General features: G+C 73.1%; 23 protein-coding genes and 1 tRNA gene. 11 read left to right on the plus strand and 13 right to left on the minus strand.

Annotated elements, in window-relative coordinates:
- Window positions 1-73: 73 nt before the first annotated feature.
- The 3 genes from ACFWUQ_RS07480 to ACFWUQ_RS07490 form a co-directional block, all read right to left on the minus strand.
- Window positions 74-292 carry a zinc ribbon domain-containing protein gene (locus tag ACFWUQ_RS07480; RefSeq protein WP_384534169.1) on the minus strand — a complete coding sequence of 73 codons (219 nt, stop codon included), beginning with the start codon at window positions 290-292 and terminating at the stop codon, window positions 74-76.
- Between the two features lie 64 nt (window positions 293-356).
- Window positions 357-965: a DUF4383 domain-containing protein gene (locus ACFWUQ_RS07485; protein ID WP_384534172.1), complete on the minus strand. Its 609-nt coding sequence runs from the start codon at window positions 963-965 to the stop codon at window positions 357-359.
- An 84-nt stretch (window positions 966-1049) separates the two neighbouring features.
- Window positions 1050-2390 (minus strand): hypothetical protein, encoded by a 1341-nt coding sequence (locus ACFWUQ_RS07490; RefSeq protein ID WP_384534175.1) that lies wholly within the window; start codon window positions 2388-2390, stop codon window positions 1050-1052.
- 21 nt (window positions 2391-2411) lie between these two features.
- On the opposite strand from ACFWUQ_RS07490, the gene ACFWUQ_RS07495 reads away from it, so the two are divergent.
- Window positions 2412-2486: transfer RNA gene (locus tag ACFWUQ_RS07495), tRNA-Val, on the plus strand.
- A gap of 140 nt (window positions 2487-2626) precedes the next feature.
- Here the strand turns inward: ACFWUQ_RS07495 and ACFWUQ_RS07500 are convergent.
- Complete coding sequence (locus ACFWUQ_RS07500; protein WP_100661309.1) at window positions 2627-2701, minus strand: 50S ribosomal protein bL37; 75 nt, start codon at window positions 2699-2701, stop codon at window positions 2627-2629.
- A 182-nt stretch (window positions 2702-2883) separates the two neighbouring features.
- Here ACFWUQ_RS07500 and ACFWUQ_RS07505 point away from each other — a divergent pair, with 182 nt between their 5' ends.
- The gene (locus tag ACFWUQ_RS07505) at window positions 2884-3525 is read left to right on the plus strand and encodes a hypothetical protein (protein ID WP_384534178.1); all 642 of its coding nucleotides are present in this window, start codon (window positions 2884-2886) and stop codon (window positions 3523-3525) included.
- A gap of 15 nt (window positions 3526-3540) precedes the next feature.
- Entirely contained in the window at window positions 3541-3765 is a 225-nt protein-coding gene (locus tag ACFWUQ_RS07510) for a DUF2277 domain-containing protein (RefSeq protein ID WP_384534181.1), read from the plus strand.
- A 109-nt stretch (window positions 3766-3874) separates the two neighbouring features.
- Here the strand turns inward: ACFWUQ_RS07510 and ACFWUQ_RS07515 are convergent, their stop codons facing one another.
- The 4 genes from ACFWUQ_RS07515 to ACFWUQ_RS07530 form a co-directional block, all read right to left on the minus strand.
- Complete coding sequence (locus tag ACFWUQ_RS07515; protein ID WP_384534184.1) at window positions 3875-4399, minus strand: hypothetical protein; 525 nt, start codon at window positions 4397-4399, stop codon at window positions 3875-3877.
- 193 nt (window positions 4400-4592) lie between these two features.
- A complete protein-coding gene (locus ACFWUQ_RS07520) occupies window positions 4593-5222 on the minus strand; it encodes a DedA family protein (RefSeq protein ID WP_384534187.1) in 630 nt (209 codons plus the stop codon).
- 194 nt (window positions 5223-5416) lie between these two features.
- The gene (locus ACFWUQ_RS07525) at window positions 5417-7075 is read right to left on the minus strand and encodes an alkaline phosphatase D family protein (RefSeq protein ID WP_384534190.1); all 1659 of its coding nucleotides are present in this window, start codon (window positions 7073-7075) and stop codon (window positions 5417-5419) included.
- A gap of 104 nt (window positions 7076-7179) precedes the next feature.
- Window positions 7180-7824, minus strand: coding sequence for an HNH endonuclease family protein (locus ACFWUQ_RS07530; RefSeq protein ID WP_384534241.1), 645 nt, complete (start codon window positions 7822-7824; stop codon window positions 7180-7182).
- A 520-nt stretch (window positions 7825-8344) separates the two neighbouring features.
- Here ACFWUQ_RS07530 and ACFWUQ_RS07535 point away from each other — a divergent pair.
- From ACFWUQ_RS07535 to ACFWUQ_RS07550, 4 genes are all read left to right on the plus strand, one after another.
- A complete protein-coding gene (locus tag ACFWUQ_RS07535; RefSeq protein WP_384534193.1) occupies window positions 8345-8926 on the plus strand; it encodes a TMEM165/GDT1 family protein in 582 nt (193 codons plus the stop codon).
- Between the two features lie 82 nt (window positions 8927-9008).
- Window positions 9009-9704 (plus strand): VanZ family protein, encoded by a 696-nt coding sequence (locus ACFWUQ_RS07540; RefSeq protein WP_384534196.1) that lies wholly within the window; start codon window positions 9009-9011, stop codon window positions 9702-9704.
- A gap of 68 nt (window positions 9705-9772) precedes the next feature.
- Entirely contained in the window at window positions 9773-10468 is a 696-nt protein-coding gene (locus ACFWUQ_RS07545) for a response regulator transcription factor (protein ID WP_384534199.1), read from the plus strand.
- A complete protein-coding gene (locus ACFWUQ_RS07550; RefSeq protein WP_384534201.1) occupies window positions 10461-11540 on the plus strand; it encodes a sensor histidine kinase in 1080 nt (359 codons plus the stop codon). Before ACFWUQ_RS07545 ends, ACFWUQ_RS07550 begins: the two co-directional genes overlap by 8 nt.
- 211 nt (window positions 11541-11751) lie before the next feature.
- Here ACFWUQ_RS07550 and ACFWUQ_RS07555 read toward each other — a convergent pair whose 3' ends face one another.
- Window positions 11752-12435, minus strand: a complete 684-nt coding sequence (locus tag ACFWUQ_RS07555) for an HAD-IA family hydrolase (protein ID WP_384534204.1) — start codon at window positions 12433-12435, stop codon at window positions 11752-11754.
- Window positions 12436-12599: 164 nt separating this feature from the next.
- Window positions 12600-13628: a peptidoglycan-binding protein gene (locus tag ACFWUQ_RS07560; protein WP_384534207.1), complete on the minus strand. Its 1029-nt coding sequence runs from the start codon at window positions 13626-13628 to the stop codon at window positions 12600-12602.
- 226 nt (window positions 13629-13854) lie between these two features.
- On the opposite strand from ACFWUQ_RS07560, the gene ACFWUQ_RS07565 reads away from it, so the two are divergent.
- The gene (locus ACFWUQ_RS07565; protein ID WP_384534209.1) at window positions 13855-15924 is read left to right on the plus strand and encodes a DHA2 family efflux MFS transporter permease subunit; all 2070 of its coding nucleotides are present in this window, start codon (window positions 13855-13857) and stop codon (window positions 15922-15924) included.
- Here the strand turns inward: ACFWUQ_RS07565 and ACFWUQ_RS07570 are convergent.
- Complete coding sequence (locus ACFWUQ_RS07570; protein ID WP_384534244.1) at window positions 15921-16415, minus strand: GNAT family N-acetyltransferase; 495 nt, start codon at window positions 16413-16415, stop codon at window positions 15921-15923. The genes ACFWUQ_RS07565 and ACFWUQ_RS07570 overlap by 4 nt on opposite strands.
- A gap of 266 nt (window positions 16416-16681) precedes the next feature.
- Here ACFWUQ_RS07570 and ACFWUQ_RS07575 point away from each other — a divergent pair, with 266 nt between their 5' ends.
- Window positions 16682-17077, plus strand: a complete 396-nt coding sequence (locus ACFWUQ_RS07575; RefSeq protein WP_384534212.1) for a nuclear transport factor 2 family protein — start codon at window positions 16682-16684, stop codon at window positions 17075-17077.
- 158 nt (window positions 17078-17235) lie between these two features.
- On the opposite strand, the gene ACFWUQ_RS07580 is transcribed toward ACFWUQ_RS07575, so the two are convergent.
- A complete protein-coding gene (locus ACFWUQ_RS07580; protein ID WP_384534214.1) occupies window positions 17236-17562 on the minus strand; it encodes an antibiotic biosynthesis monooxygenase family protein in 327 nt (108 codons plus the stop codon).
- Window positions 17563-17681: 119 nt separating this feature from the next.
- Between ACFWUQ_RS07580 and ACFWUQ_RS07585 the strand changes: the two genes are divergently transcribed.
- Window positions 17682-19682 (plus strand): bifunctional glycosyltransferase 87/phosphatase PAP2 family protein, encoded by a 2001-nt coding sequence (locus ACFWUQ_RS07585; protein ID WP_384534217.1) that lies wholly within the window; start codon window positions 17682-17684, stop codon window positions 19680-19682.
- 468 nt (window positions 19683-20150) lie between these two features.
- Here the strand turns inward: ACFWUQ_RS07585 and ACFWUQ_RS07590 are convergent, their stop codons facing one another.
- On the minus strand, window positions 20151-21395 hold the full coding sequence (locus tag ACFWUQ_RS07590; protein ID WP_384534219.1) for a cytochrome P450: 1245 nt from the start codon (window positions 21393-21395) through the stop codon (window positions 20151-20153).
- 241 nt (window positions 21396-21636) lie between these two features.
- On the opposite strand from ACFWUQ_RS07590, the gene ACFWUQ_RS07595 reads away from it, so the two are divergent.
- The gene (locus ACFWUQ_RS07595) at window positions 21637-22806 is read left to right on the plus strand and encodes a steroid 3-ketoacyl-CoA thiolase (protein ID WP_384534221.1); all 1170 of its coding nucleotides are present in this window, start codon (window positions 21637-21639) and stop codon (window positions 22804-22806) included.
- The last annotated feature ends 218 nt before the right edge of the window (window positions 22807-23024 follow it).

Consider the following 23024-nt stretch of genomic DNA (forward strand, 5'->3'; position numbering starts at 1 on the left):
GGCGGCGGGGGACCGCCCCGCCGGCCACGCAGGCGTCAGCGGCGGCCGGCCGCCGAGGGAGCGCGGCGGCGGGTCACCCGCAGCCGCCACCGCCGCAGCAGCCGCCACCGCCGCCCATTGAGGGCGCGGGCGCCGAAGCGCCGCCGACGCCGCCCACGGCGACCGCCGACAGCAGCTTGACGGTGTCGGCGTGCCCGGCGGGACAGTCGGCGGGGGCGGCGGACTCGGCCATGGGCCGGCTGACCTCAAAGGTGTCGTCGCAGGTCCGGCAGCGGTACTCGTATCGAGGCATGCGCACAGGCTAAGCCGCCGGGCGCGCGAGGGGTATCCCCACCCCCCGAGCGCCCGCGAACGGCCTACGCCCGCCCCGCGAACGGCCCCGCCCCGGAGCCGGCCGGCCCCCGCCCGGCCGGTCCGCCCCGGGCCCGTGCCGCACGCTGCTCGCGGGCCGCCTGCTCGGGGTGCCGGGCACGCCAGTACGGATTGTCGTGCGGCAGCGCGCTGCCCACCCGCCCGTACATGCCGAACCACATCAGCATCACGCCGACGACGAAGCTGAACAGCACGTTCTGGATCCGGAAGGCCAGGAAGTTCAGCCCCGTGTCGAGGAGGGCGAGGTTCAGGAACCCGCTCGCGATGAACAGCAGGCCCAGCACGATGTTCAGGGTCGACGCGAAGTTCCCGCCCACGACCATGCCGCCCAGCAGCAGCAGCCCCACGGCGATCGACAGGACGCTCAGCGCCCCGTTCGTGTTCAGCGTCAGCACGCGGTCCCCGCCGGTGTCGAAGAACCCGATCCGGTCGATCAGACCCAGGATCCCGAACACCACCAGCAGCAGGCCGGTCAGCCCGGCGCCGACGCGGTACACCTTGCTGAGCCTGTGGTCCACCGGAAGGTGCTCGTCCAGCCGGGTCCTGACGGGCCGCCTGAGGTGTGCGCCGCGCGGAGCGGTGTGCGAAGCCATACCGCCCTCCTCCACTCGGCCGGTACGTCCCTCCCAGCATCCGCTGCCCGCCGCCCCGGGACAACCCGGCGCCCGTACGCCGTGTCAGTGCCCGTGCTCGTGGCCGCCGAGGTCCTCCCGGATCCCGGACACGACCCGATTCACCGACACCCGCACGTCCTCCATCTCCAGGAGGAACGCCCAGTAGTCCGGATGCCGCTCCTCCAACCCCGCCAGCGCCCGCGCCACCCGGGCCACCGCCTCGTCCAGGGGTCGCGCGTGCCGGGGGTCCGGCACGCTGCGGCCCGCCATCGCCAGCCGCTGCGCGTCCCGGATCGCGAACCTCGTCCGGTCCACCTCCGCCCGGGGGTCCCGCGCCACCGCCTCCAGCCGCGTCAGCCGGTCCTGCGCCGCCGACACCGCCCCGTCCGTGGAGTCCAGCGCGGCCCGCACCTCCTCGATCAGCGTCCCGACGTCCGCCCAGCGCTGCTCCTCACGCGCCCGCGCCGCGTCCCGCAACCGCTCCTCCGCGCGCGCCACATCCCGTACCGCCTCGTCCGGCACCTGCTGCAGGTCCTGCCAGCACGCCGCGCTGAACCGCCTGCGCAACTCACTGAGCACCGGATCCACCCGGTCCGCCCGGTTGCGCAGCGCCTGCGCCCGCGTCCGCAGGCTCACCAGCCTCCGGTCGATCTCCGCGGCCCGTTCCGGGAGCCGCGCGGCCTCGGCCCGCACCCCCTCCGCGTCCCGCAGGACCCGGTCGGCGCGCTGCACCGTCGCCTGCACGCCGTGGACCCCCGCGCCCTGGTTCAGCCTGGTCAGCTCCGGCCCCAGCGCGGCCAGCCGCGCCGCCAGATCGTCCGCGCGCATCCCCGAGGCCCGGACCGCGTCCAGCGCGTCACTCGCCGCCAGCAGCGCCGCCTTCGCCCGCTCCCGCGCGGGCGCCACCCGCGCCAGCTGCGTCTCGGCCTTGTCCAGCAGCGGCTGCAGGCCCTGGGCGAACCGGTCCAGCTCCGCCTTGACCCGTACGAGCTCCTCGCGCGCCCGGGTCAGCTCCTGCGCGGCCTGCGCGGCGACGGAGGCCTCCAGCTCGGGGTGGTCCAGGTCGTGCGCGTCGATCGCCTCGATGTACGCGTGGCTGACCTGGTCGATCCGCTGACCGAGCGCGGCGAACCCCTCGCCCGCCTGCCGCGCCGCCGGCGAACCGTCCGCGGCGGCGATGGTCTCCACCGAGATCCGCAGGTCCCGCTGCGCCGTGTCCAGCTCGTAGAACGCGGCGGCGGCGGCATCCTTCGCCGCCTGCGCATCCGCCCGCCGACTCTCGTCCCGCCCACCGAACCAACGCCGGGATGCCGTCGTCACAATCCCTCTCCCGTACCGCGTCCGCCGTGCCCCGGTCCATTCTCCCCCACGGCAACGGGTTTGCGTGGGGGGTGCGTCTGCCATGTAGGCTGTCGACTCATCCACGGGTGTGTAGCTCAGGGGTAGAGCGCTGCTTTTACACAGCAGATGTCGGCGGTTCGAAACCGTCCACACCCACCACCACGAAGGCCCCCCGCCGATCACGGCGGGGGGCCTTTGCGTGCCGGGGCGGCCGCCCGGACCGTGCCTTCTGCCCGGACGCCGCGGGTGGCGTGCGGAGGCCCCCCGGCCGGTGGGGCGGGGGGCCTGTGCTCGCGTGGTCAGGCGTTGGGGCGCTTGCCGTGGTTGGCCTTCTTCTTCTTACGGGCACGTCGCTTGTTGCCTCGCTTGGCCATGGTGGGCGTCTCCCTCGTCGGTGACTTATGGCCTCGCCAGTTTAGATTCGCCCCGGTTCCTCCGCATCAGAGGCGGTTCAGGACGCTTTCCCACGCGGGCAGCGGCCGGCGCTTTCGAACCGCCGCACCGCCGGGGTTTCGGCGGCTCGCCGCCGTGGGATCGTCGGGGCGGGGGTGAGGGCATGGCGGCGGTGACGGAGTGGCTCCTGGGCGCTGGTGCGGCCGTGGTGGTGGTCGGGGCGCCCGCGGCGCTGGAGCTGGTGCGCGGCTCCCTCTTCGAGCGCAGGCGGGCCGAGGAACGGGAGCGGCTGCTCGCGCAGGTGGCCGAGCCGGCCGCCGTCGAGGACCCGCTGCCGAGATTCCAGGACGTCGGCGGGATTCCGCGCCAGCGCCCGCCGCGGCTCGGCGACCGGCGGGACGATTTCACGCCGCTCCTCGTGGAGTACTACGCCTACGGCTTGACCCAGGCCCGCAGCAGCTTCGCGACCAGCCAGCTCTTCGCCGGGGCGGGCGCGGCGATCCTGCTCTTCGGAGTGGCGCTCGCCGTATGGAAGGCCGAGGCCGGGGGAGAGCTGTACCTCGGCGTGGTCCTGAGCGCGCTCGGGCTGGTCACCACCCTCGTCGGGCAGCTGTTCCACCGCCGGGCCGACATCGCGCTCAAGCACATGGCCGACCAGACCGCCTCGCTGCGCGACGACCGCCGGGCCGCCGAGACGACGCAGCAGGCCATCGGCCTGCTCGACGACGTCGCCGACCCGGTCCTCAAGGCCCGGCTCCAAGCCGGACTGATCCTGAGACTTTCCGGGGCGGAGCTCCCCGGCTAGCGGGATAGTGGAGGTATGTGCCGTTCCATCAAGACCCTGCGCCCGCCGGCCATCCCCGAGAAGGCCACCGAGGAGGAGATCCGCGCCGCCGCCCTGCAGTACGTGCGCAAGGTGTCGGGCTTCCGCGCACCCGCGCCGCACAACCGGGAGGTGTTCGAGGCCGCCGTGGACGCCATCGCCGAAGCGACCCGGGACCTCCTCGACGGGGTGCATGTACGGGGCCGCACCGCCCCCGCCTGAGCCGCGGGCGGGGAGGCCGCGGCGGCGGGGAGCCGGGTCAGGCGGTCAGGGGCAGGCGGGTCGGGGCAGCTGGTCAGGCGATCAGGGGCAGGCGGGTCGGGGCAGTTGGTCAGGCGCCGCTGTGGGAGCGGCGGCGCACCACCCACACCCCGGCGACGAGCGCACCCGCGACGAGCGCGCCGCCCGCCGCGATCTGCGCCGGGCTCATCGAGCCCGTGCTGCCGCCGGTCCCGCCGCGCGCGGCGCCGGGGGTGACCTGGAGCGAGAGGGTGACGCGCTGGCCCCCGGTACCGCCGCACTCGAAGGTGACGCGGTGCGCGCCCGGATTGGCGTTGCCGTGCACGGTGGCGCCACCGAAGAGGTTGGTGGCCTCCAGATTGCCGGGCGTCAGCCGCACCTCGCCGAAGGCGCTCGACGTCACCCGGCCCGTCCTGGTGCCGCAGCCCTCGATGTTCAGGGCGACCCGGCCCCCCGGCGCGACGGCCGAGGGAGAGACGGTGGCGAAGGGGGCGGCGGAAGCGAGCGTGGCGGGAGTGGCGGCAGCGACGACGAGGGTGGCGGCGGTGACGGCCAGCAGGCGGCGCGGTGTGGCGAGGGGCGTGGCGCGGGGTGTGGCAGGCGGCGTGGCGTGCATGGAGAGAACTCCTCGGGCTCCTCGAAACGGTGCGACCAGGCCACGGGTGTGACGCGGATTCGGTTCGCACCGTGTCTTGGACGCTAGGAGCCAGGCCCGGGACCGGCGATCGGGGCCGGGTGAACGGGTGAGCCACTGCTCCGCCCGGGGGAACGCCGCGGTCCGAGCGGGCGGGCGACCGGGCGGGAGGGGGCTACGCCGCCGGGGCCGGCGCCGCGACCGGACGGCGGACGAGGAACGCGGCCAGCGCCCCCGCCGCGAAGAGGGCGACGATCGACACCGCGGTCCCCAACCACTGCGTGCCGAGCCACTGCGTCCCGAAGTAGCCGAGCGCCACGCTGTACCCGGCCCAGGCCATGCCCGCGAGAGCCGACCAGGGCAGGAACTCCGTCACCTTGCGATGCGTCTTGCCCGCCCCCAGCGACACCACGGAGCGCCCCGCCGGTGCGAAGCGGGCGATCACCACCAGGGCGCCGCCGCCCCGCGCCAGAGCCGTACCGAGGCGCTCGTGCGCCCGTGTCAGCCGGCGCGAGCGGGCGATCGCCCGGTCCAGCCGGGCCCCGCCGCGCCGCGCCAGCCGGTACGCGGCCATGTCGCCCAGTACCGAGGCCGTCGTGGCGATCACCAGCAGGGCCAGGATGTCCGGAACCTGTGCGGGAACCGGCACCGGCCCCGCCGCCCCGGCCGCGGCCGCGGCAGCGGCCGCGGTGATCACGAGGACCCCGCTGGGCAGCACCGGAAGGAAGACGTCGAGCACGACCGACACCGCCACCACGGCGTAGATCCATGGGCTCGCGGTCAGCGACCCCAGCGTCTCAAACAAGGCGGGACTCCCCAGTCCGGTTGACGTGCTGCGGCATGAAGCGCCGCGACGTCGCGGGGAGCGGCAGGAGCGGCTTGACAGCCAGACAGCGTACGCCCGGTGTCCACTCCCCGGACGCCCGGGGCCCGCCCCGTGCCCCGCCTAGCCCCGCCCCCGTGCCCGCCGCGGGTGCGGGACGGCCCCCGTACCGCGGCTCACTCCGGCGCGGAGAGCTCCCGGTCGAGCACTGTCACCAGTCGGGCGCCCTGGCGGCCCTTGCGTGCCTGGTCCAGCCGCAACCGGGCCGTCCGCCCCGCCAGGGCCAACGTCATCAGCTGGTTCCCGAACCACGGGCCGCCCGTACGACGCCAGCTCAGCGGCGGCCGCCCCGTCCGGCCGTGGCGGGTGAAGCCCCGCCCCAACCACCGGCCCGTACGCGACCAGCCCAACCGGAAACCCCACTTCACCGCGGTGTGGATCGAATTGTGCGCGGGCGAGCAGGTCAGCTGGAACACCCGCGACGTGCTCGGTATGCGCGGCTCGGCCACATACGCGTGGTGGACGTCCCCGGAGAGCACGCACACCGTCGCCGGCGCCCGGGGCCCCGTCCCGACCTCCTCGATGAGATCGGTCAGCGCCGCGAACGAGGCCGGGAACGCCGCCCAGTGCTCCAGATCACTGCGCCGGCGCAGGTTCTCCCCGATCCGCGCCCAGCGCGGCCCCCGCTCCCCGCGGCACAGCGCCGCGTTCCACGTCTCGGCGTCGTGGATGAGCGGCGGCATCAGCCACGGCAGCGAGGAGCCGATCAGCAGGTGGTCGTAACCCCCGTGTCCCGCCAGCGCGTTGTCGCGCAGCCACTGCTGCTCTCCCGCGTCGAGCATCGCCCGCCCGTCCTCGGCCAGCACCCGCGCCGCCCGGGTGTCCACCATCAGCAGCCTGGTCCGGCCGAAGTCGCGCCGGTAGCTCCACCGCGCTGTGGTGGGGTCGGCGTCCGCGATCGCCGCGAAGGTGCGCAGCGCGTCCGTGCCGTCCGGGGTCTGCCTCACCAGCCCGTAGAGCTCGTCCGCCGCGAGCTCGGCCGGCGAGAGGTTGCCCAGGTGCTGGTAGACCCAGTACGACATGAGCCCGCTGAGCACGCGCTCCTGCCACCACGGCGTCGCCCGCATCTCGGCCAGCCACGCCGCGCTCGTGTTCCAGTCGTCGATGACGTCGTGGTCGTCGAATATGTGCAGGCTCGGCACCGTCGAGAGCAGCCAGCGGATCTCCGGATCGAGCCAGGACTCGTAGTAGAGGCGGGTGTACTCCTCGTAGTCCGCGACCTGCGCACCCGGCGGGTCCCTCAGGTCGCGGCGGGCCGCGAGCCACCGTCTGGTCTCCGCGGACAGCGCGTCCGCGTACACCTGGTCGCCGAGCAGCAGCAGCAGGTCCGGACGCTCCGCCTCCGGGTCGGCCGCCAGCCGCGCCGCGAGGGTGTCCAGCGCGTCCGCGCCGTGCGGACCGTGGCGCCCGGCGGGCGGCGCGGCCTGCCGGCAGGATCCGAAGGTGACGCGCAGAGCGGGCGAGGTCAGCGCGGAGCCCGTCACGGCCGGCGTGCTGATCGTGCTCGGCGGGAAGCCGCTGTCGGGCAGCGGCCACACGCGGACGCCGTCCAGGAGCACCTCGTACTCCGTCGTGGCACCCGGAGTCAGTCCCGTCACCGGCACCACCGCGTAGTGGTGGCCGGCGATCTGGAAGGTGCGCACGCTGCCGCTCCCACCGTCGGCGCACCGCACCTCCGCGGTGCACGGGCGGTCGGACTCGACCCATATGGTGGCCGAACCGCCCGTGTCCCAGTCGACGTGGCGCAGCACCGGCCCCAGCCGCAATCCGGCCATGCGACTCCCCCTCCTTCGTGTCCCCTGCGATCACCGTACGACGCGGAGGGGCCGCTCCGCCTCCCCCTGGCGGGGGAGAGGCGGGGGGAGGATCTCCGCGTGCGTCAGCAGCCGTTCAGGATGTTGACCAGGGCCGTCTTCTCGCCCGAGTCCATGCTCAGGCCCCAGTGCTGCTTCACGTGGACCCACATGCGCGCGTATGTGCAGCGGTACGCGGTGCGCGGCGGCAGCCACTTGCCCGGGTCGAGGTCGCCCTTGGCCTGGTTGACGTTGTCGGTGACCGCGATGAGCTGCGGGCGGCTGAGGTCGTTGGCGAACTGCTGGCGCTTGCTGGTGGTCCAGGAACTGGCCCCGGAGCGCCAGGCCTCGGCCAGGGCGACCATGTGGTCGATGTCGATGTCCGAGGCGGCCGTCCAGGTGGCGCCGTCGTACTCGGAGTACCAGCTTCCGCTCACGGCGGCGCAGGCGGAGTCCTGGACGACGTTCACGCCGTCGCGCTTGAGGACGGTCTCGCGGGTGTTGCAGCTGCCGGAGACGGTGCTCCAGTGCGGGAAGAGGTCGCGGCTGTAGCCGCTGCTGGACCCCTCCGCCTTCGGCGTGACGGTCGCCAGGTAGGAGCGGGCGGCCGAGGCGCTGATGGGGGTGGGCGGCGCGGCCGCGGCGGTCGGGGCGTTGACGAGGGAGGTGAGGGAAGCGAGCGCCGCTACTGACGCGAGCACGCCAATGCGACGCGCGTAGACGCTGGATATGAGTGCCATGAGGGCTCCCTGGGTGCGGGGGGTGTGGCTGTACGGCCCCGGCGGGGCGCGGCCATGCTTGCGGCGCCGGATGTCACGGGGATGGGCGCCAGATGACAGCCTGGCGACATGGGCACGTCACATCAAGTGGTCAACGGGGCCGGATTGAGCGGAAGTTGACGTTCCGCACGCAGGTGGAGCGGATGCCGCCCCAGCCGAGTCACCCGAAGCCGGGACCAAAGGCCCATACCGGCCACCCCCGCGCGTCACGTACCCTGTACGGAGCAGAAGGGGAGTAGCTCTTCGCCGGACCGTCGACATACTGCTGGGTCACCCCAGCCGGCGCCCGGAGGCAAGCCGCGCACCACGGCGGCGGGCCAGCGAGACCTTCGGCCGCAGTGTCCTGTCCCGCGTAGGCGCCCTCGTGCGCGCCCGCGCACCCCAGGGCGCCGCCGAGCCGAAGCGACCCCCGCACCACCCCAGGTCTCTCGGTACCGCTGGCGTCCTGCCCGACCGATCGAGGTTCCACCCCGTGTTCAGCTTCAGCGTCACGGCGATCGCCTTCGGCGTCGTCTTCCTCGCCGAACTCCCCGACAAGACCGCCCTCGCCGGCCTGATGCTCGGTACCCGCTACCGCGCCTCGTACGTCTTCGCGGGCGTCGCCGCCGCCTTCACCGTCCACGTCGCACTGGCGATCGCCGCGGGCAGCGTCCTCACCCTCCTCCCGCACCGCCTCGTCCAGGCCGTCGTCGGCCTCCTCTTCCTCGCGGGCGCGGCGATGCTGCTCCTGAAGAAGAACGACGAGGACGAGGAGGTCAAGCCGCCGGCCGACCAGTCCTTCTGGAAGGTGTCCGGAGCGGGCTTCATGCTGATCCTGGTGGCGGAGTTCGGAGACCTCACCCAGATCATGACCGCCAACCTCGCCGCCCGCTACGACAACCCCGTCTCCGTCGGCCTCGGCGCCGTACTCGCCCTCTGGGCGGTCGCCGGCATCGGCATCCTGGGCGGACGCACGCTCATGAGGTACGTGCCGCTGCGCCTCATCACCAAGATCGCCGCTGCCGTCATGGCCGCCCTGGCCGCCTTCTCCCTCTACGAGGCCATCGCGGGCTGACGGCCCTCCCCCGCCGGAGATATCGCGGGCGTATCGAGAAACGCATACGGCACGGCAACGCCCCCTCGCGTCCCATCAGGGCATGGACCACCACGCACCCCCGCGCCGCCGCACGCGCGAAATCGTGCTCCTCTGCGCCGCGATCCTCGCCGTGGCGGGCGCCGTCCTCGTCCTGCGGCGGCCGCTGCTGATGGCCGCGCCCGCGTGCATGGCCGGGCGGTGGCACGGCTGCTTCGACACCTTCAACGGCGTCGTCCTCATGACCCTGCTCGCCGTGCCGGTGGCCCTGCTCGCGGCGTGGGCCCTGGCACGCCGACGGCGCGCCGCCGGCGTCCCGTCGGCGTGGCGGCTGTCGCTGGCCGAGGTGGGCATGGTCCACGGGACGGTGCCCTTCCTCTGGATGACCCTGATGCCGGGGGCCGCGCCCGGCACCGTCCCCGGCCGGACGAGCCTCATACCGCTGCGGGACCTGCTCACGATGGGACCCGGCGGGATCATCGGCAACCTGCTGGTCTTCGCGGCGCTGGGCTTCTTCGCACCCGTGCGGTGCGCGGCGCTGGCCTCCCTGCCCCGGATCCTGGCCCTCGGAGCCGGCTGCTCGGTGCTGGTCGAAACCGCCCAGTACGTCCTACGGCTGGACCGGGTGTCCTCCGTGGACGACGTACTGGTCAACGCCGCCGGCGCGGCGCTGGCCGCAGTCGCCTCACGCCGCTGGTGGCGCACCAGGGCGGACGCGTCGCCCGACCGGCCCCGGCCCGCACTGGTCGCGGCGCGCTGAGCGGCGTGCCCGGCGCGCACCCGCCTTCGCATACGGCGGCGATACGCGGCGCTGCTTAGGCTGCACCCATGCGTGTGCTGATCGTCGAGGACGAGCCCTACCTGGCGGAAGCCGTCCGCGACGGCCTGCGGCTGGAGGCCATCGCCGCCGACATCGCCGGCGACGGCCACTCCGCCCTGGAACTGCTCGGCGTCAACACCTACGACCTCGCGGTCCTCGACCGCGACATCCCCGGCCCCTCCGGCGACGAGGTCGCCCGCCGCATCGTCGCCTCCGGCAGCGGCATGCCGATCCTCATGCTCACCGCCGCCGACCGGATCGACGACAAGGCCTCCGGCTTCGGACTCGGCGCCGACGACTACCTCACCAAACCCTTCGAACTGCGCGAGCTCGTCCTGCGCCTCAGGGCCCTCGACCGGCGACGCGCCCACGCCCGGCCCCCGGTCCGCGAGATCGCCGGCCTGCGGCTCGACCCCTTCCGCCGCGAGGTCTTCCGCGACGGACGCCACGTCGCACTCACCCGCAAGCAGTTCGCCGTCCTGGAAGTCCTCATCGCCGCCGAGGGCGGTGTCGTCAGCGCCGAGGAACTGCTGGAACGGGCCTGGGACGAGAACGCCGACCCCCTCACCAACGCCGTACGCATCACCGTCTCCGCACTGCGCAAACGACTCGGCGAACCATGGACCATCGCCACCGTGCCCGGCGTCGGCTACCGGATCGACACCCCTACGGACCCCACCCGCCGCGGCAGCACGCATGCGTAGACGCCCCGGCCCCAGCGCCCGACTGAAACTCACCCTCAGCTACGCGGGATTCCTCCTCCTCGCCGGAGCCCTCCTGCTGGCCGTCGTATGGATGTACCTGCTGCGCTACGTCCCCGACAACTCCCAGGGCCTCCTCGGGGTCTCCCCCAACCGCTACCTCCTCGTGCGCACGTTCGCCCCCGCCGCGGCCGTGGCCATGGCGGGCCTGCTCGTGTTCGGCCTCCTCGGCGGATGGATCCTGGCCGGCCGCATGCTCGCACCCCTCACACAGATCGCCGACGCGGCCCGCACGGCCGGAAACGGGTCGCTGTCCCACCGCATCCGCATGGCGGGCCGCCAGGACGAATTCCGCGAACTCTCCGACACGTTCGACTCGATGCTCGAACAACTTGAGTCCCACGTCGCCGAGCAGCAGCGGTTCGCCGCGAACGCCTCCCACGAACTGCGCACCCCGCTGGCGATCTCACGGACGCTCCTCGATGTCGCCCGCAAGGACCCCACCCGGGACCGGGACGAACTCGTCGAACGCCTGCACGCTGTCAACACGCGGGCGATCGACCTCACCGAAGCCCTCCTGCTGCTCAGCCGCGGCGACCGCGGACACGTCACCCGCGAGAGCGTCGACCTCTCCCTCCTCGCCGAGGAGGCGGCGGAGACGCTGCTCCCCCTCGCCGAACGCCGCCGGATCACCCTCGACGTCACCGGCGGGACGGCCCCGACCAGCGGGTCCGCGGAGCTCCTCCTGCACCTGGTGACGAACCTCGTCCAGAACGCCGTCGTCCACAACCACCCCGCCGGCGGCACCGTCACGGTCCACACCGAGCCCCACGGTGACACGAGCGTGCTGCGGGTCGAGAACTCGGGCCGCCGACTGCCACCGGAACTGGTACCGACCCTCACCGAACCCTTCCGGCGCGGAACGGAGCGGGTACGCACCGACGAGCACGCCGGTGTCGGCCTCGGCCTGGCCATCGTGCGGAGCATCGTCCGCGCCCACGACGGGACCCTGGACCTCGCCCCGCGCCCCGCCGGCGGGCTCCTCGTCACGGTGCGGCTTCCCGGCAGGCCGTAGGCGCCGGTCCTCGGGGGGAACAGCAGGGCTGGTGTTGTCCGGGGGGACCGTCGCGGGCCGCGATCCTTCGGGGCCTCGGGGCCTCGGGGCCTCGGGGCCCCGCGTCGCGGGTTCTCGCCCGCGGGGAACGCCCGCCACCGGGACGAGCGGCCACCTCAGTACGAGCGGTGACCCCCGGTGGGGGACGCGGGCCGGCCGACAGCCGTCCCGGTCAGGCCGCGGGCCGGATGGTGATGTCGATCGAGCCGTCGGCGGCGGGCGTGACGGTCAGCGAGGTCAGGTCCGGGACGTGGGCCGTAGGGGCGTGGGCGGCGGCGCGCGGGCCGACGCCGATGACGCGCATGCCCGCCGCGCGGCCGGCGGCGATGCCCGCGGCCGAGTCCTCGAAGACGACGCAGTCGGCCGGATCCACGCCCAGGGCGGCGGCGCCCTTGAGGAAGCCCTCGGGGTGGGGCTTGCTGGCCCGCACCGACTCGGCGGTGACCCGCACCGCGGGCATCGGCAATGCGGCGGCGGTCATCCGGGCCGTGGCCAGGGCCGTGTCGGCGGAGGTGACCAGGGCGTGCGGGAGGCCGTCGATGGCGGCCATGAACTCCGGGGCGCCCGCGACCGGGACCACGCCGTCGGTGTCGGCGGTCTCGCGGGCGAGCATCACCGCGTTCTCCGCGTGGTTGATCTCGACCGGCCGATCGGGGAGGAGGATGGCCATGGTGGCGTAGCCCTGGCGGCCGTGGACCACCTTGAGTGCCTCCTCCGGGTCCAGCCCGTGCGACACCGCCCACTCCCGCCAGCAGCGTTCGACCACCGCGTCCGAGTTGACGATCGTCCCGTCCATGTCCAGGAGCAGGGCCTTGGCGGTGAGGACGAGGGGCGTGGTGGTGGTGCTTGCCGACATCGGCGGGTCTCCAGACAGTGCGGGAGGTGCGGTGGGGCGGTGTGTGACGGGCCGGAAAGAAAACAAGCGGTTCCGTCCCCCGGTCAGGGGTTGAGGACGGAACCACTTTGTTCCTTCACGATACAAAATACGGGGCGGTCTCGCCACTCTCGCGGGTGTGACCCTCATCCCTCCAGTGCCTGACGCGTCACGGGGCCGTAGACGCCCCACTCCTCGTCGTCGATGCCGCTCTCGTACTGGAAGGTCGACACGGCGTTCTCCACCCGCCAGTCGAACTTCCCGTGCACCCTGCCCTGGTACAGCCCCTCCGCGGCCAGCAGCCGCTGCAGCTTCTCGACCTCCGCGCCCGAGTCCCCGTACCGCAGGGTCGGGCCCGGCGCGGGACGCGGCGGCGACGAGCTGGGGGCGCGGCTCGCGCTCGGGGACGGGGTCCGGGACGGGGACGCCGAGGACGAGGACGACACGGAGGGGCTGGGGGAGGCGGAGGGGGACGCGGAGCGCGAGGCGCTGGGCGAGGGGGACGCGGACGCGGAGGCCGACGGGGACGCGGAGGGGCCCGTGGGGCCGGCGGTGGGGTCCGGCGACGGTACGGCCGGCGCCGCGCTCGACGGCGGGGCCGACGCCGCGGCATCCAGCCGGGCCGTGCCCCCGTCCCCCGAGCCCGGAAGCGCCCACAGAGCCAGCGCCGTCCCGCCGAGGGCTACGGTCGCGGCGCCGCCGAGCAGGAGCGGCAGCAGCAGGCGACGCCGGGACGGCGAGCCGACCCGCCCCTCGGGGCCCCCGCCCCCGCCCCCACCCCTTCCCCTGTTGAACGGCGTCCCCCGTTCCTGCAGTCCCGCGCCGCCGGGCAGGCCCGCGCCGGGCGGTGCCGCGCCGCCGGGCGGGACTGTGCCGGGCGGTGCCGCGCCGCCGGGCGGGACTGTGCCGAGCTGGACCGTGTCGGCCGCGCGGGGCGGCGTCGGCGGGGCGTCCGGCCAGGGCCGGCCGGGCGGCGGTACGGGAACGCCGTACGCCGGGGTTTCGTCGTGCCGTCCCGGTGCCGCCGCCTCGCCGGACCCCTGAAACGCACCCCGGCCGCCGCGGCGTTCGGCGTGCGGTATCTCGTGAGGTCTCCCGTGCGCCGTGTCGTACCCGGGAGCCACCATGCCCGTGACCGGCGGCTCGTCCGGTTCGACGGGATCGGGCAGCGTCACGTACGGGCGGATGCGCAAGGGATCGAAACCCGCACCCGGCGCACACCGGCAGCCGGCACCGACAGCGCCGCAATCTGGACAGTGCTCACCGCTCACTGGAATCCCTTCCTGGCCATCATTGCCTGCGATTATGCAGACCCTCCGAGGACCTCCCAACCTCTCCGAGAGGCCATAACCGGACACACCGCTCAGGATGGAGATGTTGATCCGGCCAGAGGAGGAATCGATGGCGCAGGATGTGACCACGGGGGCCGCGGGCCCCGGTTCCGGGCCGCGAAAGGCCGGCCCCGACGCCGAGCACCCCACGCGCGAAGTACTCGTCTCCATCGGCGCACTGCTGCTCGGCCTGCTGATCGCGGCGCTCGACCAGACCATCGTCTCCACCGCCCTTCCGACCATCGTCAGCGAGCTCGGCGGCATGGCGCACCTGTCCTGGGTCGTCACCGCCTACATGCTGGCCTCCACCGCGGCCACCCCCCTGTGGGGCAAGCTCGGCGACCAGTACGGCCGCAAGAAGCTCTTCCAGTACGCCATCGTCCTCTTCCTCATCGGCTCCGCCCTCTGCGGCATCGCGCAGGACATGCCCCAGCTCATCGGCTTCCGCGCCCTGCAGGGCCTCGGCGGCGGCGGCCTCATCGTGCTGTCCATGGCGATCGTCGGCGACATCGTCCCGCCCCGCGAACGAGGCAAGTACCAGGGCCTCTTCGGCGGCGTCTTCGGAGCGACCAGCGTCCTCGGCCCGCTGCTGGGCGGACTGTTCGTCGACCACCTGTCCTGGCGCTGGGTCTTCTACATCAACCTCCCCATCGGTCTCATCGCGCTGGCCGTCATCGCCGGCGCGCTGCGCATCCCGTCCCGCTCCTCGAAGCACACCATCGACTACCTCGGCACCTTCCTCATCGCCTGCGTCGCCACCTGCCTCGTGCTCGTCGCCTCCCTCGGCGGCACCTGGGGCTGGGGATCGGCCCGGATCATCGGACTGGCCGTCCTGAGCGTCGTGCTGATCGCCGTCTTCGTCCTCGTGGAGCGCAGGGCCGCCGAACCCGTCCTGCCGCTCACGCTGTTCCGCATCCGCACCTTCACCCTCTGCTCGATCATCAGCTTCGTCATCGGTTTCGCGATGTTCGGGGCGATGGTCTACCTGCCGACCTTCCTCCAGGTCGTCCAGGGCGTCTCGCCGACCATGTCCGGCGTCCACATGCTTCCGATGGTGGTCGGCATGCTCATCTCCTCCACCGCCTCCGGCCAGGTCGTCAGCCGCACCGGACGCTGGAAGGTCTTTCCCATCGCCGGTACCGCCGTCACCGCCGTCGGCCTGCTCCTGCTGCACCAGCTGCAGCGCACCAGCTCGACCTGGGAGATGAGCGTCTACTTCTTCGTCTTCGGCGCCGGCCTCGGACTGGTCATGCAGGTGCTCGTACTGGTCGTGCAGAACTCCGTCAGCTACGCCGACCTCGGCGTCGCCACCTCGGGCGCCACCTTCTTCCGCTCCATCGGCGCCTCCTTCGGCGTCGCGATCTTCGGCACGGTCTTCACCAACGGCCTGGACGACAAGCTGTCCTCCTCCCTCGCCGGAGTCGCGCTGCCCCCGGGGGCGGACGTCGCCCAGCTGGAGGCCGACCCCCGGGCCATCGGGGCCCTTCCCCCCGAACTGCGGCCCCGTGTCCTGGACGCCTACGCCTCCGCCATCACCGACGTCTTCCTCTACGCCGTGCCCGTCGTCCTGGTCGCCTTCGTCATCGCCTGGTTCCTCAAGGAGGACACACTGCGCGGCTCGGTCACCGCGCCCGATGTCACCGAGACCCTCGCCTCGAACCCCGTCCACCGCTCCTCCCACGACGAGGTAGCCCGCGCGCTGACCGTGCTCGGCACCCGTGAGGGGCGCCGCCACGTCTACGAGAGGATCACGCAGAAGGCGGGATACGACCTGCTGCCCGCCGCCAGCTGGCTGCTGCTGCGGATCAACAGGTACGGGTCGACCGAGCCCGCCGTGCTGGCCGAGCGCACGGCCGTGCCGTTGAAGGCCGTCACCGAGGCCGCCCGCCAGGTCGAGGAGCGCGGGCTCGCCTCCCGGGACGGGCTGGCCCTCATCCTGACCCACAAGGGGCGCGTGGCCGCCGCCAAGCTCGCCGGCGCCCGGGAGGAGTCCCTCGCCGAACTGCTCGGCGACTGGTGGGGCCCGGACCGCCCGACGGACCTGATCGAGCTGGTCCGCGAGATCAACACGGAGCTCTGCGGATCCGACGCCGAGGAGCCCTACGACGCCGCCCCCCGACGGGACCACGCCGCGCACTAGCGTGCCGGACGGCCTCCGACGGGACGGGCGAGGCTCTTCTCGAACCAGTGCTCCGCATACGGGCCGGCGCTGTACGCGGGTATCTCCGCGTACCCGTGCCGCGCGTACAACGAGCGGGCCTCCACCAGATCCGACCGTGTGTCCAGCCGGACCCGCTCGGCGCCCAGCGCGCGACCCTCGTCCTCCAGCGCCGCGAGGAGGGCCGCCCCGCCACCGGTGCCGCGGGCGCGCGGGTCGACGTAGACCCTGGTCAGCTCGGCGGTGGAGGGGTCCAGGAGCCGTATGCCGCCGCATGCCAGGGGCTCGCCGCCGAGTCTGCCGACGAGGAACCGGCCCGTGGGCGGGACCAGCGCGTCATCCGGGAAGTCCAGCAGCCCCTGGTCGACCTCCGCTTCGCTGACGGCCCGTTTCCAGTACCGGCCGGCGACCTCCGCGTAGTAGGCGCGGCGCAGACGCGTGGCGTCGGCCGTGGTGAACGCCTCCGGCGCCACGGTCCACGACGGGCCGTCGGCACGGCGCGCCGCCTCCCCGGTCGAGGCCCCGGTCGAAGTCGCAGTCGAGGCCGTACCGGAGGCCGACGACGAAGCCGCCGACGAAGCCGGCGAGGAAGGGGAGGTGGCGGTGGGTGTGCGGTATTCGCTGTGTGTGTCCATGGCGTCATTGTGGAGTCCGGCGGCGATCTCCCGCGTGGAATATCCACAAGCACGGGCACATGATGGGAAAACAGGAAAATCGCACCTACGGAGGGTGGACCCCCATGTCGGAGCACCCGGACTGTGCCCTCATCCGCCGCGCCTACGAGGCCTTCGGCAAGGGCGACATGGAGACCCTGAGCACGCTGATGACGGCCGACGTCATCCACCACGTGCCCGGCAGCAGCCCGCTGTCGGGGCACCACAAGGGGCGCGAGGCGGTCCTCGACCTCTACCGGCGGCTCGGGGAGGAGACGAAGGGAACGTTCCGGGTCGACCTGGAGACGGTACTCGCCGACGGCCGGGGCCACGTGATGGCCATCCACACCTCCCGCGGCGACCGCGGCGACCGCGGAATCGAGATCCGCGGCGGCCTCTTCTGCACGATCATCGGACACAAGGTCACCGACATCGACGAGTGCACCGCGGACATCGACGAGATCGACGCCTTCTGGAGCTGAGCACCCGCCCGCACCCGCACCGGCCCGCGCCCGCACTCCTGCGGCTCGGCATGCGGCAGAACGCGACGTGACCTGTTTCACCGAAAGCCCCCCCGGGCGGCCCGGGGAGACGGCCGCGCCGCTGTCGCCGCCGGCCTCTCCCCGTCATGCCTGCGGCGTCAGGCCTTCTTCGGCGCGGCCTGCTGGACAACCTCGAACGACCACACCGACGACCCCGACGCGGCAGGCTTCGGGCGCTCCCCGCCGCCCTCCCCGCCCTGGTGAGCCGCCTTCATCGGGCCGTCCATCCACGCCTGGAAGTCCTCCTCGGACCGCCACCGCGTGTAGACGAGGTACTGGTCGGTGCCCTCCACCGGGCGCAGCAGTTCGAACCACTCGAAGCCGTCCGACGCCTCCACGGCCCCCGCCCTGGAGGCGAAGCGCCGCTCCAGGACCTCACGCTGCTCCGCGGGCACAGTCAGTGCGTTGATCTTCACGATGCTCATGCGCGCCATCCTAGGTACCCCGCGGGGGATATCGTCGTCCCGGTAATGAAACGCGGTACGAAGCGCGGCAGCCGGGCGAAGTCAGGGTTGCGTTCAACAGGGCGGGAGGCCGGCGAGGCGTGGCTAACGCGGCGGAGCACAGTGGTGCGAACGGACATGCCGGGGTCATAGGCGGTAGCGGCCGGCTGGGGGCGGCGCGACTGCTCCTGTGGGCGCTGGCGGGGGCGCTGGCGGTCAGACAGGCCGCCGCGGTGCTGCGCGTGCCTCCGGGCGAGTGGCTCAGCGGCTTCCACCTCCCCGGTGCCCTGCCCGGCACCCTCTACGACACCGGCCAGTTCACCGGGACCCCCTTCGCCGGGCTGGTCCTCAAGCCGCTGACCGGCTTCGCCGCCCCGTCGCTGGAGGTGGCCTGGACCTGCGCGACACTGCTGTTCGTGGCCGCCGTCGGCCTCGTCGCCGCGCGCGGCCTGCCCGATCCCGTACCGCGGCGCACCGCGCTGCTCGCCGCGCCCGTCCTGACCGCCCTGATGATGGTCTCGCTGCCCGTCCGCGAGGCCGCCTCGCCCGGTCAGACGGCCGTCCTTCCGGTGCTGCTGGTGCTCCTCGCCGTGTTCCGGGTGCCGGCCGACCGTCCCGCCGGCTTCCTCCTGGGCCTGGCCGCCGCGCTCCAGCCGGCGCTCCTGCTGTTCGCCCCGCTGCTGTGGCTGTCCGGGCGCCGCCCCGCCGCGAAGACCGCCGCCGCCACCTTCGCCGGAGCCACCGCGCTGTCCTGGGCGGCGATGCCGCGCGACTCCTGGACGTACTGGGCCCAGCACCTGGCCGGCACGGGCCTCGGCGGCGCCCCCGACAGCCTCGCCAACCAGTCCGTGCATGGCGCGCTGCTGCGCCTGGGCCTGACCGGGCCCGTCGAGGTCCTTCTCTACGCCGCCCTCGCGGCCGGCATCGTCTGGGTCGGCCTGCGCCGCGCGGTGCGCTACGCCCGTGACGGGCAGCTGCTCCTCGCGGTCGCCGTCACCGGCTGCGTGGCGGTCGCGGTATCCCCGGCGGGCTGGCGCCACCAGCTGCTGTGGGTGCTGCTCGCCGTCGCCGGCAAGGTCGGCAAGCGGGCCGCCGACCGGTCCGTGTGGCCGGTGGCCGTCGTCCTGGCGATGACCCTGCCGAGCACGGTGCTGCTGCCGAACCTGGCGCCGCTGGCCCCCGTACGCGACAACGTGCTGCTGCTGGCCGCGCTGGCCGCGGCCTGCGCGGTGCCGTTCCTGCCGCGCTCCTCCGAGTACTGGCGCACGCCGGTGCCCACCGCCTACGGGAAGCCCGCGCCGGCGCGCTGGGCGAGGGTGCCGCTGCTGCCGTTCTGGCGGCGGGTGCTGTCGCGGCCCAACCTGCTGCTGGAACTCCTGCTGATACGGGTCGGGTACTCGCTCTACTCGCACATCCGCGCCGCCGCCCCCACCAGCCGCTCGCTCGCCGAGGGCAACGCCGACCAGATCCTCGGGACCGAGCGGGTCCTGGGCATCGACATCGAGCATGCCGTGAACCACGCGGTGGTGAACACGCCCTGGCTGGAGTCGTTCTTCAACTTCTACTACACCTCCTTCCACTTCGTCGTCCCGCTGACGATCCTGGGCGTCCTGTACTGGCGCCGCCCGGGGGACTACCGGTGGGCGCGGGCCTCGCTGGGGCTGGCCACCGTCCTCGCCCTCATAGGGTTCTGGCTGTACCCGCTGGCGCCGCCGCGGCTGATGCCCGGTCTCGGCTTCATCGACACCGTGCACGGGCCGCAGGACCTCGCCAACCCGTCGTACGGGGCCATGACGGCGATCTCCAACCAGTACGCGGCGATGCCCTCGCTGCACTTCGGCTGGTCGCTGTGGTGCGGGATCGTGATCGTGGTACTCGCGCCGAAGGGCTGGCAGAAGCTGCTCGGGGCGCTGCACCCGCTGATCACGGTGTGCGCGATCGTCGCCACCGCGAACCACTGGGTGCTGGACGCGGTCGGCGGGGCGGTGGTCGTCGGGGCCGGGTTCGGGCTCGTGTACGCGCTGTCGGGGCCGCGGCGGCTGAGTGTGAGCCTGCCTGGGCAGCGGGCGGTGGCGCCGAGGGTGCGGGTGGGCGCGCCGTAGCCCTTCGGGGGGGCGGGGGTCTTGCGGCCCGGTCCGGTCCGGCGGGGTGCCGGTGCGGGGCGGCGGGGGCCGCTCGGGCGGGTGCGTGTCCGCCGCCGGGGCGCTGCCCGAGCCCCGCGCCTCAATCGCCGGCGGGGCTGGTTGGGGCTCCGCCCCTTGCCCCCGCGCCTGGATGGGGCGCGCCTGAGATGCTCGCGGGGCTGGGGCGGGTCCCGTGCCTGAAGCGGCGGTGGGCTGGTTGGGGCTCCGCCCCTTGCCCCCGCGCCTCAAACGCCGGCGAGGCTGGATGGGTCGCGCCTGAAACGTTGGCGAGGCTGGATGGGTCGCGCCTGAAACGTTGGCGAGGCTGGATGCCCCCGCGCTTCAAACGCCGGCGGGGCTGGATGGGCCCGTGCCTCAAATGGGTGGTCCGCGCCCGGGCTGTGGTGGGGTCGCGCCATAGGAGGTGGCGACGCGGGGGTGGTGGGGTCAGGGGTGGGTTACGCGGAGTTCCTTGATGCCGTTGAGCCAGGCCGCGCGGAGGCGTCGGGGGTCCTCGCCTGTCAGGCGGAGGTCCGGCAGGGCGTCGGCCAGGGCGTTGAAGATCAGGTCGATCTCCATGATCGCCAGGGATTTGCCGAGGCAGAAGTGCGGGCCGCCGCCGCCGAAGCCGAGGTGCGGGTTCGGGTCGCGGGTGATGTCGAAGAGTTCCGGGTCCCGGAAGACCTCGGGGTCGCGGTTCGCGGAGGAGTAGAACAGCCCCACCCGGTCGCCCGCCTTGATCTTCTGGCCGCCCAGCTCGGTGTCCTGCGTGGCGGTGCGCTGGAAGGACACCACCGGGGTGGCCCAGCGCACGATCTCCTCGGCGGCCGTCGCCGGACGCTCCCGCTTGTAGAGCTCCCACTGGTCGGGGTGGGTGAGGAAGGCGTGCATGCCGTGACTGATCGCGTTGCGGGTCGTCTCGTTCCCCGCGACGGCCAGCAGCAGGACGAAGAAGCCGAACTCGTCGGAGCCGAGGTTGCCCTCGCCCTCGGCGGCGACCAGCTGCGTCACGATGTCCTGGGCCGGGCACTCCTTGCGCGCGGCGGACAGGTTCATGGCGTAGCCGATGAGCTCCATCGCCGCGTTGGCGCCGACCTCCTCGGTGATCGCGTACTCCGGGTCGTCGTAGGCGATCATCTTGTTCGACCACTCGAAGATCCGCGACCGGTCCTCCTGCGGTACGCCGATCAGCTCGGCGATCGCCTGCAGCGGGAGCTCGCACGCCACCTGCGTGACGAAGTCGAAGCTGCCGTCGCCGGACACGGCCGCGGCCTCCTCGACGATCTTCCGGGCGCGGTTCCGAAGCGCTCCCTCCAGGCCGCGGACGGCCCGCGGGGTGAAGCCGCGCTGCACGATCTGGCGTACGCGCGTGTGCTCCGGCGGATCCATGTTCAGCATGATCAGCCGCTGGGCATCTATCGCATCACGCTGGATGTGCTCGTTGAAGCGGATGATGGCCGTATTGGTGGTGGAGGAGAAGAGTTCCGGGTGCGTGGAGACGTACTTGACGTCCGCGTGCCGGGTCACGACCCAGTAGCCCTCGTCGTCGAAACCGGTGATGCCGCGCCGCTGCGGGCACCACCACACGGGCGCGCTCTGCCGCAGCCGCGCGAACTCCGGGAGCGGGACGCGGCTCTGGAGCAGGTCGGGGTCGGTGGCGTCGAATCCTTCGGGCAGCGCGGGGCAGGACATCGGGCGACTCCAAGGTCTGACGGCCCATCAGAAGTTGGCTCGAAGGTAGTAACGAGTTCCAGAAGTGACAAGGGTCGGCGCGCCACCTGTTGCGTGTGGAATCCGTGCAGGCCGCGTGCAAGACCCTTGCGTGACGGGGTGTCGGGTCATAAGACTGCGGGGAGAACTAGAACGCGTACTAGTTCGGGCGGGGCGCCGGGACGGCCCGCCGCGTCGGCGCAGTGCAGGAGAGGACGAGCTCATGGCCGCGGAACCCGTCATCGTCGAAGCCGTACGCACCCCGATCGGCAAGCGCGGGGGCGCGCTCGCCAACCTCCATCCCGCCTACCTGCTCGGCGAGACCTACCGCGAGCTGCTCGCCCGTACGGGGATCCAGCCCGACTGCGTCGAGCAGATCGTCGGCGGCACCGTCACCCACGCCGGCGAGCAGTCCATGAACCCCGCCCGCAACGCCTGGCTGGCCATGGGCCTGCCCTACGAGACCGCCGCGACGACCGTGGACTGCCAGTGCGGCAGCTCCCAGCAGGCCAACCACATGGTCGCCAACATGATCTCCGGCGGCGTCATGGACATCGGCATCGCCTGCGGCGTCGAGGCCATGAGCCGGGTGCCGCTCGGCTCGGGCTCCAAGCACGGCCCCGGCAAGCCCTTCCCGGACGAGTGGAACGTCGACCTCCCGAACCAGTTCGAGGCCGCCGAGCGGATCGCCCGCCACCGCGGCCTGACCCGCGAGGACGTCGACGGGCTCGGGCTGCGCTCCCAGGAACGGGCCGCGGCCGCCTGGGCCGAGGAGCGCTTCAAGCGCGAGACCTTCGCCGTCCAGGTCCCCACGACGGAGGCCGAGCAGGCCGCCGGGCAGGGCATGTGGCGCCTGGTCGACCGCGACGAGGGCCTGCGGGACACGAGCATGGAGGCACTGGCCCGACTCAAGCCGGTCATGCCCACCGCCGTCCACACCGCCGGGAACTCCTCGCAGATATCCGACGGGGCCGCCGCCGTGATGTGGGCCTCGCGCAAGATGGCCCGCGCCCTCAAGCTCCGCCCGCGCGCCCGGATCGTCGCCCAGGCCCTGGTCGGATCGGACCCGCACTTCCACCTCGACGGGCCGATCGACGCGACGCGCGCCGTCCTCGGCAAGGCCGGCATGTCGCTCAAGGACATCGACCTCGTCGAGATCAACGAGGCCTTCGCCTCCGTGGTCCTCAGCTGGGCCCAGGTCTTCGACCAGGACCTGGAGAAGGTCAACGTCAACGGCGGCGGCATCGCCCTCGGCCACCCCGTGGGCGCCACCGGCGCCCGCCTCATCACCACCGCGCTGCACGAGCTGGAGCGCCGCGACAAGGAATTCGCGCTGATCACCATGTGCGCGGGCGGTGCGCTCGCGACCGGCACGATCATCCAGCGCCTGTGACCGCCCGCGCGGGGGCGCACTGAACCCCCGCGCGCACCGAACCCAGTGGGATGGGAAGCCGAAGGCCCCGGGGGCCGGACCTGGGGAGGCCGGCCACCGGGGCCCTCGCATGCGTACCCGTGCTCGGGGGTGCGTCTGCGTCTTTGCCGCTGGTGGTTTAGTACCAGTGGTTGTTCTGCCAGAAGTTCCAGGCGCCGACGGGGCTGCCGTAGCGGTCG

The sequence above is a fragment of the Streptomyces sp. NPDC058662 genome, from assembly GCF_042716255.1.
Lineage (GTDB): Bacteria > Actinomycetota > Actinomycetes > Streptomycetales > Streptomycetaceae > Streptomyces.